This window comes from Streptomyces sp. MB09-01 (genome assembly GCF_033794505.1).
Classification (GTDB): domain Bacteria; phylum Actinomycetota; class Actinomycetes; order Streptomycetales; family Streptomycetaceae; genus Streptomyces.
Genome location: NZ_JARAYQ010000242.1, coordinates 1 through 12348 on the forward strand (window position 1 = coordinate 1; position 12348 = coordinate 12348).

At 73.9% G+C, this 12348-nt stretch carries 9 protein-coding genes; 5 read left to right on the forward strand and 4 right to left on the reverse strand.

Going from position 1 to position 12348, the window contains the following annotated elements; all coding sequences use genetic code 11:
- On the reverse strand, window positions 1-398 hold a 398-nt coding region (locus tag PV721_RS34465), incomplete at its 3' end, for an FAD-binding protein (protein ID WP_319731353.1).
- A 148-nt stretch (window positions 399-546) separates the two neighbouring features.
- Between PV721_RS34465 and PV721_RS34470 the strand changes: the two genes are divergently transcribed.
- Window positions 547-1740, forward strand: coding sequence for a cytochrome P450 (locus PV721_RS34470; protein ID WP_319731355.1), 1194 nt, complete (start codon window positions 547-549; stop codon window positions 1738-1740).
- Window positions 1741-1767: 27 nt separating this feature from the next.
- Here PV721_RS34470 and PV721_RS34475 read toward each other — a convergent pair whose 3' ends face one another.
- Entirely contained in the window at window positions 1768-2433 is a 666-nt protein-coding gene (locus PV721_RS34475) for a class I SAM-dependent methyltransferase (protein ID WP_319731357.1), read from the reverse strand.
- A gap of 59 nt (window positions 2434-2492) precedes the next feature.
- Window positions 2493-4007, reverse strand: a complete 1515-nt coding sequence (locus PV721_RS34480) for an IucA/IucC family protein (protein ID WP_319731359.1) — start codon at window positions 4005-4007, stop codon at window positions 2493-2495.
- A 107-nt stretch (window positions 4008-4114) separates the two neighbouring features.
- Here PV721_RS34480 and PV721_RS34485 point away from each other — a divergent pair, with 107 nt between their 5' ends.
- The 4 genes from PV721_RS34485 (at window position 4115) to PV721_RS34500 (ending at window position 9855) form a co-directional block, all read left to right on the forward strand.
- Window positions 4115-5710: an IucA/IucC family protein gene (locus tag PV721_RS34485; protein WP_319731361.1), complete on the forward strand. Its 1596-nt coding sequence runs from the start codon at window positions 4115-4117 to the stop codon at window positions 5708-5710.
- Between the two features lie 124 nt (window positions 5711-5834).
- Window positions 5835-6629 carry a GntR family transcriptional regulator gene (locus tag PV721_RS34490; protein WP_319731363.1) on the forward strand — a complete coding sequence of 265 codons (795 nt, stop codon included), beginning with the start codon at window positions 5835-5837 and terminating at the stop codon, window positions 6627-6629.
- A 380-nt stretch (window positions 6630-7009) separates the two neighbouring features.
- A complete protein-coding gene (locus PV721_RS34495; protein WP_319731365.1) occupies window positions 7010-8062 on the forward strand; it encodes a betaine/proline/choline family ABC transporter ATP-binding protein in 1053 nt (350 codons plus the stop codon).
- Complete coding sequence (locus PV721_RS34500; protein ID WP_319731367.1) at window positions 8062-9855, forward strand: ABC transporter permease/substrate binding protein; 1794 nt, start codon at window positions 8062-8064, stop codon at window positions 9853-9855. Before PV721_RS34495 ends, PV721_RS34500 begins: the two co-directional genes overlap by 1 nt.
- Window positions 9856-9969: 114 nt before the next feature.
- Here PV721_RS34500 and PV721_RS34505 read toward each other — a convergent pair whose 3' ends face one another.
- The gene (locus tag PV721_RS34505; protein WP_319731369.1) at window positions 9970-12168 is read right to left on the reverse strand and encodes an MMPL family transporter; all 2199 of its coding nucleotides are present in this window, start codon (window positions 12166-12168) and stop codon (window positions 9970-9972) included.
- Window positions 12169-12348: the final 180 nt, after the last annotated feature.

The following is a 12348-nucleotide window of genomic DNA, read 5'->3' on the forward strand; positions in this document are numbered from 1 at the left end:
CCCCCCCCACGTTGGCGGGGCCGTCTTGTCCCCTCGACCGCCACCCCCGCCATGGCCCCGGTGTCGACGACCAGGGCGCCGGCGCGGGTGGACCAGCCGGCGTAGCCGTGCCCGCCGCCGCGCGGGACGACGGCCGCGCCGGAGCGGCGGGCGAAGTCCAGGCAGACGGCCACGTCCGCGGCGTGCGCGGGATAGGCCACCGCGGCGGGCGCGACGGCGTCGTAGCGGGGCTGGAACAGCCGGCGGGCCTCGGCGTAGTCCCGCTCACCGGGGAGCACCACCCGCCCGTCGATCCCTCGGGCCAGCGCACCGTAGTCCGGGCCCCGGGCGGCCGCGCCGAGGGTGGCGAGTACCGCCGCGGCGGCGCTGCCCAGGACTTGGCGGCGATGGAGACGCATACCTCCTTCCTGCCACCGCCCGCCCCGATCGCCGCGAAGGCGGGCCCACACACACCGGCCGGCCCCCCGAACGGCTCATGGCCGAAACGGTTCGGCTTGTCGTATGGACGGACCGGTCCGGACGGCATCGGACCCCTAGGCTGCGCCCATGCCACTCGTCGACCTCAGCGCGCACACCGAAGACTTCAACGCCGATCCGTACCCCTTCTACGCCGCGCTGCGCACCGCAGGCCCCGTCCACGAAGTGGTCCTGGGCGGCGAGCGGACGTGGCTGGTCGTCGGCCACGAGGAGGCCCGGCAGGCGCTCGGTCACCCGGGCCTGTCGAAGAACTGGTTCGGCGCCGGGCTGTTCGGGGACGCACCCGTCCCGGCCGTCGCCACGAGCATGCTGGACGCGGACCCGCCCCACCACACCCGGCTGCGCGGCCTGGTGGCCCGCGAGTTCACCGCCCGCCGGATCGCATCCCTGCGCCCCCGCGTCCAGCAGATCACCGACGAACTGCTCGACGCGATGGCGGCACGGCCCGACCGGCGGGCCGACCTGATCGGGTCCTTCGCCGTACCGCTGCCGATGACCGTGATCTGCGAACTCCTCGGCGTACCCGGCCTGGACCGCGCGCGGTTCCGGTACTGGTCGGGCGAGATCGTCGCCCCGCAGGACGGTGGGGGCGCGGACGGCCGCGTCCTCGACCAGATGACCGCGTACCTCTCCGAACTCGTCGGGGCCAAGGCGGCGGATCCCGGCGAGGACCTGCTCAGCGCCCTGATCCGCACCCGCGACGAGGAGGGCGACCGGCTCTCACCGGACGAGCTGATCGGGATGGCCTTCCTGTTGCTGGTCGCGGGCCATGAGACCACCGTGAACCTGGTGGGCAACGGCGTGCGGGCGCTGCTCGCGCACCCCGAACAGCTCGCCGCGCTGCGCGCCGACCCGGACGGTCTGATCGACGGCGCGGTGGAGGAGATGCTGCGCTACGACGGCCCGGTCCAGCACGCCACGTACCGCTTCGCCCGCACCGGCCTGGAACTCGGCGGCACCTTCGTCCCCGCCGGTTCCTCCGTCCTGGTCGCCCTCGCCGCGGCGGACCGGGATCCGGCACGTTTCGCGCGGCCCGGGCCCGACGTGTTCGACATCCGGCGCCCCGGCCCGGGCCACCTCGCCTTCGGGCACGGCATCCACTTCTGCCTCGGCGCCCCGCTCGCCCGGATGGAGGGCCGCATCGCGATCCGGGCCCTGCTGGAGCGCTTCCCGGAGCTGGCCGAGGACCCGGACGCGGGGCCGCGGGACTGGCTTACGGGCGGGCTGATGCGGGGTGTCACCCGGCTGCCGCTGCGCTGGTGAAGGACGGCCGCCGGGTCAGCCGGCGGATCACCCCTTGCGCGCCAGCAGGAAGCCCTGCGGGGACCTCTCGAGGGTGTCCGGTTCTCGGACCAGGCGGGCCACCTCGGCCAGTCCGGCTCCGGCCAGCAGGCCCGCGATCAGGTCGGGGGGCGTCGCGTACACGTCGAGTTCGAACGGATGCCCGTAGGCGTGCTCCAGGCGGACCCTCTCGTCGCCCGCCTTGAAGGCGATCAGGACGTAGCCGCCCGGCACCAGCACCCGGGCGAACTCCGCGAACACCGTGGGAAGTTCCGCGGGAGGGGTGTGCACGGTGGAGTTCCAGGCCAGGACCCCGCCGAGCACCCCGTCGGCGATGTCCAGCGCGGCCATCGACCCCACCTCGAACCGCAGCCCCGGGTACGTCCGGCGGGCCACCGCCACCATCGCCGGGGACAGGTCGACCCCGAAGGCCCGTACGCCGAGCCCGTCCAGATGCGCCGTCACCCGGCCCGGGCCGCAGCCCAGGTCGGCCACCGCCCGGCCACCGCCGCCCCCGTTCCCGCGCACGCCGTTGCGCACGTACTCGGCGAAGGCGGCCAGCACGGCCCGGTCCAGTGGCTTCCTGGCCAGTTCCGTACCGACGAGCCGGGCGTAGTCGACGGCGACGGCGTCGTAGGACGCCCTCACCGAGGTCAGGTCCGAGGTCTCCGTCATACCCCGGGACAGTAGCCGCCCGAATCAGTCCGGGGGACCCCCGGCCCTGGTGCTCCGGCTCACCTTCCGGCCAGCGGATTGGGCAGTTCCGCCCACTGATCGCCGGGGATGCCGGGGCTCAGCCGCATCAGGGTGAGCGCCTTGGTGGGCAGCGGCCCGGTCAGCAGGGCCTCGGTGTCGGCGGTCGACGGCAGCGTGGCGACCTCGGCGAGGGCCTCGGCGAAGGCCCCGGCCGAGCCCGCCGTGGCGCCGAGCGCCCCCGTCAGCAGGGACCCGAACAGCTTGCGCCGCAGCACGGTCACGTCGTCGGTGATCAGCCTGCCGGACAGCGGCGGCACCGGCAGGCCGTGCCGGACGAGCCGGGCCGGGCTGATCCGGATGTCGGCGAGGTCGCGGTAGACCAGCCGGACCGGGGCCCCGGTGGCGGAGAGGACGACGAGGAGGTTCTGGCCGTGGGCCTCCAGGGCCACCCCCAGCTCCAGCACCCGCAGGCACACCGACAGCGCGAGACGGGCGAAGTCCGCCCGCCAGGCCGCCGAACGCGCCGGCGGGAACGACGCCAGGGCCGCCACCGGGAGCACCCGCTCACCGGCGGCGGCGTCCGCATGGACCTCCGGCGGCTCGCGCAGCACGGCCGCCAGGTCCGGAGTGTGCGCGGTCGCCGCCCCCAGGGTGCGGGTGATGTGCAGCCGGCCGTCGAGCCGCTCGGACAGGCCCTGGGCGAAGGCGGACACGGCCGCCGCCGTCTCGATGGAGTAGACGGAGATGTCCCGGACGGAGGAGGTCAGCCGGGCGCTCAGCGCCGTCTTCACGTGAGGGCCGCCGTCCGCGGGCGCCAGCGTGCGCAGGGCCATCAGCGGGTGCGCCGCGAAACCGAACCGCACCCGCTCGTGCCGCAGCACGTGCGCCGCCTGCCACGGATGCACCGGGACCAGGATCTGCTCCGCGTCCCGCAGCCACTCCGGCCAGTCCCCGGTGACCAGGCACTTTTCAGCCGGTACGGCGACCAGCCCGAGCTCCACCACCGGGCGGTGCTCGGGCGCGTACGCCAGCTGCTCGGCCACGGAGAAGCCCGGCCGGGAACGGCAGTTCGGGTGGTACGGATGGCCGTCCACCACCCGCTGTTCCCACTCCCAGGTGGTCCCCGGGGCGCAATCCTCCCCGGCCGGCGGCCGGCCGGCCCGGGAGAGTGCGAGGGAGGCCGTGCTGCCGTCGAGTTCGGCGGCGAACTCCTTCCCGTGTACCGGCTCCAGCGCCGTGACCAGCGCCGCGGCCTGCCCGTACGCCCGGCCGTCGAGCAGCAGTTCGCTCACGTACGGCTCGGTGGCGTACGGATCCGGCAGTGGGCCCTCCAGCCGGGCGCCGTCGGCCAGCAGGAGCGCCAGGCCGTCCGGCCCCCGCTCCCGGCCCACGACCCAGGGCAGCGGTTCGAAGGCCAGCGCCCGCCACAGCCGGGTCAGCACGGCCGCCCGGGCACCGCTCAGGGCAGCGGCGTACCCGGGGCCGAGCGAGGGCCGTACACCGGCCAGTTCGGCGGCGACGGCCTCTTCGGCCGGGGAGCTGGGAAAGTACATGCTGGGCTCCGACATCGGAATATCGCTTTACGGGATGATCAAGTAATCATTGCGGATACCGACGATCACGACCGGTGGTTACGCCTTGCGGACCCCCGGCGCACCGGATGGACCGAATGGAATCAGTGGACCTCAACGCCGCCGCCGACGCGTACGCCGCCACCCCGCTCCTCAACTGCCTGCTGCGGGAGACGGCCGATCCCGTCGAACCCACCGGGAGCGGCGGCCCCGCCGAAGAGTACGGCGCGGGCGGGGCGGTGGGCGCGGGAATCCACCGGCTGCGCGGCAGCGGGCGGCTGCTCCGGGTGCGCGGCGGACGCCGGCCGGTGCGCCCCGAACTGCGTACGGCCGCCGGCTGGCATGCGCTCGGCCACGCCGAACTGGTCAAGCTCGTCTCCGACGAACTGGGCCGGTACACCGGCGTCCCCAACGACGAGCTCCCGGTCGAGATCACCGACAGCCGGGACGCGATCGCCGCGCTGCTGGCCGCCCGGGCCGCGGCCGAGGCCCCGGAGGACCCGTACGTCCTCTCCGAGCAGTCCCTGGTGATGGGCCACCCGCACCACCCCGCCCCCAAGGCCCGGGGCGGGGCCCCGGCCGGAAGCTGGCTGCCGTACGCGCCGGAGGCCCACGCCCGCTTCCCGCTGGTCTTCCTCGGGCTGCGCGAGGACCATGCCGCCGAGGAGGGCGGCCCGGCCGCCTCCGACGCGATCGACTCCCTGGCCGACGCCCTCGGCGGGCCGCACGCCCCGGCCGGCTACCGGCTGCTGCCCGCCCATCCCTGGCAGCTCGACCTGGTGGGCGACCGGCCCGCGGTGCGCGAGGCCCTCGCCGACGGTCGGCTGCTGCGGCTCGGGGAGAGCCGCCGGCCCGTCTGGCCCACCGCCTCGATCAGGACCCTGTACGTACCGGAACCGGCGGCCGACCTCTTCGTGAAGTTCAGCCTAGACGTCCGGATCACCAATGACGTGCGCCGGCTGTGGCGGCACGACCTGCTGAAACTGCGCCGCACCGACGCGGCCGTCGAGGCCGGTTTCGCCGCGCTGCGCCGGACGGGCTCGGACGCGGCCTGGCTGGCCGACCGCGGCTACCGCACCGCCTCCTTCGCCTTCGAGGAGCTCGCCGTCCTCGTCCGCGACGGCCTGCACGCCCACACCGTGCCGGGGGTCACCCCGCTGCTGGCCGCCGCGCTCGCCGAGGGCTTCGCGGGCAGCCCGCCGACCGGCGCCACCGACCCCGTCCGCTGGTGGCGGGCGTACCTGCGCCAGGTCGTGCCGCCGGTGCTGGAGCTGTTCGCCCGGCACGGAGTCGTGCTGGAGGCCCACCTGCAGAACACCCTGGTCGCCGTCGACGCGGAGGGCATGCCCGTGCAGGCCCTCTTCCGGGACGCGGAAGGGGTGAAGCTGCTGCCGGACCTGCCCCGCCCGGACGCCTGGCAGCGCCTGGTCTACTGCCTGGTCGTCAACCACCTGGCGGAGATCGCGGGAGCACTGGCCGGACGGTATCCGGACATCTCGCCGCTGCTGTGGCCGGCCGTACGGCAGGAGCTCCTGCGCTACGACGCCACGCGCGGGCTACCCGAGATCGCGGAGCTGCTCGCCGCCCCGACCCTGCCGGCCAAGACCAACCTGCTGCTGCGCTGGACGCGGGCGGACGGCGCGGACGCCCGCTACCTGCCCCTGCCCAACCCGCTGCGGGACTGAGGGGATGTACGGATCCGGCCAAGGTGGGCCGCGTACCTGGATCCCCCCTCACGAAAGGTATAGACCAATGCTACGTTGGTCGGGCAGACCGCGCAGTCCTTGACCACCCGTCAGAGGAGAAGCCATGCCCTCCCCTTCGCGGGGCGGCGGCCCGGCCGCCATGCCCAAGTACCAGCGGATCGCCGCAGCTCTGCGCCGCGATCTCGAGCGCGCCGCACGCACCCCCGGCGGCAGACTGCCCTCCGAGCGCAGCCTGGCCGCCCGTTACGAGGTCAACCGGCAGACCATCCGGGCCGCCCTCCAGCATCTGCGCGAGGACGGCCTGGTCGTCACCGGCCGCCGCGGCACCCGGCCCGCCGTCACCGCCGTGGTGGTCCCCGTCGCTGCCGGGCCGGGGAGCGGGACCGCGGCCGAGCCGGCGGACGTGCGGCCCGCCCGCGTGCCCGTCCTCACCCGGAGCCGGCTCACCCTCGTCACCGTCCCGCCCTCGCTCGCCGGGCTGCTCGGCATGGCCGGCGGGGACTCCACCCTGGTGCATCACCACCGCGAACGCGGCCCGGCCGGGGAGACCCTTCGTGACGCCGTCACGTATTTCAGTCCGGGCGCCGTCGCGCGGGATCCCGAGCTGGCCGGCTACCGCAACCGCGTGGAGACGCTCCGCGACGGTGACCTCGCCCCGCTACAGCGCTGGCTCGACCGCGCCGCGGCGGGCGGCCGGGTCGCGGAGACCATCACCATGACCCGCACCACCCACCCGCCGGCTGCGTCCACGGCCTGCGGCCTCACGGTGCGCCGCACCCTGCACGACGCCTCGGGCCGGCTGCTGGCCGTCACCGACCTGGCCTTCCCCACGTGGGACCGCCTGACCTTCCACCGCGACCGCCGGGACCCCGCGACCACCGGCTTCCGAGTCACGTAGGTCACACGCCCGGGCCGCCGGGTCCCGGTCCACCCGGGCGGGCGTGCGGTGTGGGCTCCGACACGCCGCGGGCGGCGGCCCGCCGGGCCCCGCGGGCATTCCGGTCGCCGGGCGTCCGCCCCAACTCCGTCCCGGTGGCCGCGCGTCGCCACCCGGCCCGCACCGCTGCCCCGCGCCCCGCGGTTTCCCGCCCGGCAAGTGACCTGAATCACGCTGGTGTTTGCGCTGGTGAATGCGGGGCATCGTGGACTGCTGGAGCGGAACCACGCCCTCCGGTCGTTCGTGCCGGAAGCGAGGCGCACACGGGCAGATCCCGTCCCGCTCTACGGCCCGCCGGTCCGCCGACGCCCGCCGTACCCCGTACGACCCGTGAGGTTTATGTGTCCACGCTCCAAGCCGAGCACGTCTACAAGGTGTTCGGAAGACGACCCGACGACGCCGTCCGCGCCCTCGAAAGCGGCACCGACCGCAACGAGTTGCGCGCCGACGGCACCACGGCCGCAGTGATCGACGCCTCGTTCAGCGTCGAACCCGGCCAGATCTTCGTCGTCATGGGTCTGTCGGGGTCCGGCAAGTCCACGCTGCTGCGCATGCTGAACGGACTGCTCGAGCCCACCGCGGGACGCATCCTCTTCGGCGGCCAGGACCTCACCGCCCTCAGCGCGGGCGAGCTGCGCCGCGTACGGTCCACGAAGATCTCCATGGTCTTCCAGCACTTCGCGCTCTTCCCGCACCGGAATGTCCTGGAGAACGCCGGCTACGGCCTGGAGGTGCAGGGCGTCCCCCGCGCCGAGCGCGAGCGGCGCGCCGCCGAGGCGCTGGCCCTGTGCGGCCTGGAGGGCTGGGAGAAGTCCTGGCCCGACGAGCTCTCCGGCGGCATGCAGCAGCGGGTCGGCCTCGCCCGGGCCCTGGCCACGGACGCGGACCTCCTGCTGATGGACGAGTCCTTCAGCGCCCTGGACCCGCTGATCCGCCGCGACATGCAGGACCAGCTGCTGGAACTCCAGAAGCGCTTCAAGAAGACCATCGTCTTCATCACGCACGACCTCAACGAGGCCATGCGCATCGGCGACGGCATCGCCGTCATGCGCGACGGCCGCATCGTCCAGCAGGGCACCGCCGAGGACATCCTCATCCGCCCCGCCGACGACTACGTCGCCTCCTTCATCCAGGACGTCGACCGTTCGCGGGTGCTCACGGCCGACGCCGTCATGGACGAGCCCGACGCGGACGCGGACGCCTGCGGCTGCCCGACCGTCCATGGCGACACCCCGCTCGCCGACCTGTGCGCGGTCAGCGCCCGGGTCCCGCACGCGGTCGCCGTCACCGACGGGGAAGGGGCCGTCGTCGGCTCCGTGCCGCAGGACCGGCTCATCGCCTTCCTCGGCGACGAACAACGGCCCCCGATGGCCTGCGCGGAGGTTGCCGCCTGATGCCCCGCCTGCACCTCGGCGCCTGGGTCGACAGCGGTGTCGACTTCCTCCAGAGCCACCTGTCCTGGCTGTTCGACGCCATCAGCGCGCTCGTGACCGGCCTCTACAACGGCATCGACGCCGTCCTCTCCGCCCCCGCCCCGCTGCTCTTCGCGGGCATCCTCGCGGTCGGCGCCTGGTGGCTGCGCGGACTCCTCGCGGGCCTGGGGGCCTTCGCCGGCCTCGCGCTCATCGACTCCGTCGGCCTGTGGCAGGACGCGATGTCCACGCTCTCCCTGGTCCTGGTCGCGACCCTGGTCACGCTGGTCTTCGCGATCCCGCTCGGCATCTGGGCCTCCAGGTCCGACCGGGTCAGCGCACTCCTGCGGCCCGTCCTGGACTTCATGCAGACCATGCCGGCCATGGTCTACCTCATCCCCGGGATCATCTTCTTCGGGGTGGGCGTGGTGCCCGGCATCATCGCCACCATCATCTTCTCGCTGCCGCCGGGCGTACGGATGACCGAGCTCGGCATCCGCCAAGTCGACGCGGAACTGGTCGAGGCCGCGGAGGCCTTCGGCACCACCCCGCGCGACACCCTCGTCCGCGTGCAGCTGCCCCTGGCCCTGCCGACGATCATGGCGGGCATCAACCAGGTCATCATGCTCGGCCTGTCCATGGTCGTCATCGCCGGCATGGTCGGCGGCGGCGGACTCGGCGGCGCCGTGTACCGCGCCATCGGCAACGTCGACATCGGCCTCGGCTTCGAGGCGGGCATCTCCATCGTCATCCTGGCCATGTACCTCGACCGGATGACCGGAGCGCTCGGCCGCCAGGTCTCCCCGCTCGGCCGGCGCGCCCTGGTCAAGGCGAGGGCCGCGGCCACCGGCGCGGCCAAGGTGTGGAACCACCGCCCCCGGCCCGCCCACGCCCTCAGCGGCGTCGTCGTGCTCGCCCTCGTCGCGGGCGGCCTCAGCACCTTCGGCGGCTCCACCACGGAGGACGGACCGGCAGGCGCCGCGAACATCGGCAAGGGCCGCACGGTCTCCGTCGGATACATCCCCTGGGACGAGGGCATCGCCTCCACCTTCCTGTGGAAGGAGCTGCTGGAGCGCCGGGGCTTCAAGGTCGACGCCCGCCAGCTGGAGGCCGGAGCCCTCTACACCGGCCTGGCCGGCGGCCAGCTCGACTTCCAGACCGACTCCTGGCTGCCCGTCACGCACGCGCAGTACTGGGAGAAGTACGGGAACGAGCTGGAGGACCTCGGCTCCTGGTACGGCCCCACCTCGCTGGAGCTGTCCGCGCCCTCGTACATGAAGGACGTCCGCTCGCTCGCCGACCTCAAGGGCAAGTCCGGTCAGTTCAAGGGCCGCATCATCGGCATCGAGCCGAGCGCCGGAGCCATGTCCATCCTCAAGGACAAGGTCCTGAAGGAGTACGGCCTCGAAGGCGAATACCAGGTCGTCGACGGCTCCACCCCCGGCATGCTCGCCGAGCTCAAGCGCGCCTACGAGAAGAAGGAGCCCGTGGCGGTCGTGCTGTGGTCCCCGCACTGGGCGTACTCCACGTACGAGCTGACCAAGCTGGAGGACCCGAAGGGCGCCTGGGGCAAGGGCGACGGGATCCACACCCTGGCCCGCAAGGGCTTCGCCGCCGACGAGCCCGAAGTCGCCCGCTGGCTGAGCTCGTTCAAGCTCACCGAGGAGCAGCTGACCAGCCTCGAGGCGAAGATCCAGGAGAACGGGAAGGGCAAGGAGCAGGACGCGGTCCGCGCCTGGCTGGGGGACCACCCCGAGGTAGACGAGCTCGCCTGACACCGACGAGCTCGCCTGACACCGACGGGCTCGCCCGGCACCGAAGGCGCCGGCGCGCGCAGGACCGTACGAGGCCCTGCACGCGCCGGCGCTTCCGTGTGTCCGCGCGGTGGTTCAGCCGACCAGCACGCGGTCCGGGGCCTCCTTCGGCCCTGCGGCAGCGCGGGAGCGGCGGGGCCGCACGGGCCACCAGATGGACCGGCCCAGCAGGGCGGCCAGCGCGGGCACCAGCACGATCGACAGGACGAAGGCGGAGAGCAGGATCCCGAGGGCCGTCGCGAAGCCGATCTGCTGGGTGGAGGGAGCGGGGGTGACGGCCAGGCTGCCGAAGGAAGCGGCCAGCACCAGGCCCGCCGTGGCGATGGCGGGCGCCGTGTGCCGCACGGCGCGGCCCACCGCCGCCCGTGCCGGACCCGGCCGCTCCATCTCCTCCCGGATCCGGTCGCTCATCAGGATGTTGTAGTCGGTGCCCAGCGCGACCACGAACAGGAACAGCACGAGCGGGAGGGTGAAGTCCACGCCGGGCCGGTCCAGCACGCGCTGGAACACCAGGGTCGAGGCGCCGAGGGTCGCGGCGAAGCCCAGTCCGACGGCGGCCAGCAGGATCACCGGCGCCAGCAGGCTGCGCAGCAGGGCGAGCAGGATCAGCGCGATGAGCACGGCAGCCACCGGGAAGACCACCTTCAGGTCCTTGTCGACGGCGGTCGAGATGTCGGCGAAGAGCGCGGGCGTACCGCCCACGTGCGCCTCGGTACCCGCCGGCGCGTGGGCCCGCACCGCGGCCCGGACCGGCCCGGTGACCAGGTCGCGCGCCTCCTTCCGCTGCGGGTCGGCCGTCAGGAAGAGGTCGATGCGGGCCGCCCGCCGGTCCTGGCTCAGCACGGTCTCCGCGACCTGGCCGACACCGCCGACCCCGGCGAGCGCCTCGGACAGCCCGCCCAGGCGCTCGACGGTGAGTGCGCCGCCGTCGGACGCCGTGACGAACACGCTGGTCGGGTCCGACACCCCGGCCGGCAGGGCACGCGAGATCTCGGCGGCGGTGACGACCGCGGCCGTGCGCTCCGCGCCCGCGCCGCCCTGCCCGTAGTCCATGCGCATCCCCATGACACCGGCGGCCAGCGTGCCGAGCAGCGCCACCGAGGCCAGGACCAGCGCCAGCGGCCGACGCGCCACCCGGTCGCCCAGGCGGGCGGCGGAGCCCGCGCGGGGAGCGTGCTTCAGGGCCCGGGAGGGCCAGAACATCCTGCGTCCGGTGACCGCCAGCAGGGCCGGCATCAGGGTCAGGCTGCCCAGCAGCATCACCAGTACCGACAGGGCGATGGCCGGCCCGAGCACCCGGAACTGGCCGAAGGAGGCGACCCCGAGCGTGGCGAACGCGGCGACGATGGTCAGCGCCGCGGAGGTGATGGCCGTACCCACCCGCCCGGCGACCTCGCAGGCCGCTTCGCGCCCGGACTGTTCGGGGTTCTCGCGCAGCTGCTCCCGGAAGCGGAAGAGGAGGAACAGGAAGTAGTCGATGCCGATGCCCACCAGCACCACGCTGATCAGCCCCGGCGTGGAATCGGCCAGTCCGGTGCCGGTCAGCAGCGCCGCGCCGACCACGACGCCGGCCGCGGCGCCCCCGATGACGGAGACCGCGAGCAGTGGCAGCAGCGCCGCCAGGACGCTGCGGAAGACCAGTACGTGCAGCAGGACGATAACCCCGAGCATGACCGCCCCGACCACCGTGGCCCTGGTCTTCTCGGCGTCCGCGGTGTCCACCCGGTCGGCGATCCCGCCGGTGAAGCCGGTCCGCAGCCCCTCCTCCGCGAACCGGTCCCGTGCGGATTCCCGGAAGGCGCGGTAGGTGTCCTGCACCCCGGGATCGGCGGGATTCCCGGTCAGTTCGACGGAGAGCAGGCGGAAGGAGCGGTCGGGCGCCGTCATGGCCGGGCTGACCCGGGGGATCTGCGAGTGGTCCTGGGCGAGGGGCATCGTGTCCTCGGTCCTGGGCATGGTGACACGCTTCCGGGCCAACTGCGCGGCCTGCGCGTCGATGCGCTCCTCGTCGACGGCGCCGAGCGGCGCCCCGTCCGAGCGGGCCACCAGCAGGGTCAGCAGGTTGGCGTCCGGCTTCACACCGAAACGGTCCTCCGCGATCTTCAGGGCGGCCGCCGAGTCGTAGTGCGCGGGCAGGAACCCGCCGTTGCCGGGCTGCGTGGCCCGGAAGACGAACGCCTGGCCCAGGATGGTGGCTGCGATACCCAGGACCGCCCACAGGGCGATGACCTTCCACGGACTTCGCGTCGAGAATCGGGTCAGGGCGCGGATCACTGGTCTCCTCCGGTCTGTACGGTGCCGGCCGGGTTCCCGGCCTGACTCCAGACCATCAGCGGGGAGCGCGGAAAACGTCGGGGCAGGGGAGGATCCGCACCGCGGGACCAGGGTCCGGGCGGGGGCGCCGACCAGGACCGGAGTCCTGGTACGGGCCCCCACCGGGGACTGGTGGCAGGG

What these genes read in the sequence shown, in the direction of transcription:
- PV721_RS34470 (WP_319731355.1), top strand. Translation starts at nt 547, where the DNA reads ATGCCACTCGTCGACCTCAGCGCGCACACCGAAGACTTCAACGCCGAT.
- PV721_RS34475 (WP_319731357.1), bottom strand. Translation starts at nt 2,433, where the DNA reads ATGACGGAGACCTCGGACCTGACCTCGGTGAGGGCGTCCTACGACGCC.
- PV721_RS34480 (WP_319731359.1), bottom strand. Translation starts at nt 4,007, where the DNA reads ATGTACTTTCCCAGCTCCCCGGCCGAAGAGGCCGTCGCCGCCGAACTG.
- PV721_RS34485 (WP_319731361.1), top strand. Translation starts at nt 4,115, where the DNA reads ATGGACCGAATGGAATCAGTGGACCTCAACGCCGCCGCCGACGCGTAC.
- PV721_RS34490 (WP_319731363.1), top strand. Translation starts at nt 5,835, where the DNA reads ATGCCCTCCCCTTCGCGGGGCGGCGGCCCGGCCGCCATGCCCAAGTAC.
- PV721_RS34500 (WP_319731367.1), top strand. Translation starts at nt 8,062, where the DNA reads ATGCCCCGCCTGCACCTCGGCGCCTGGGTCGACAGCGGTGTCGACTTC.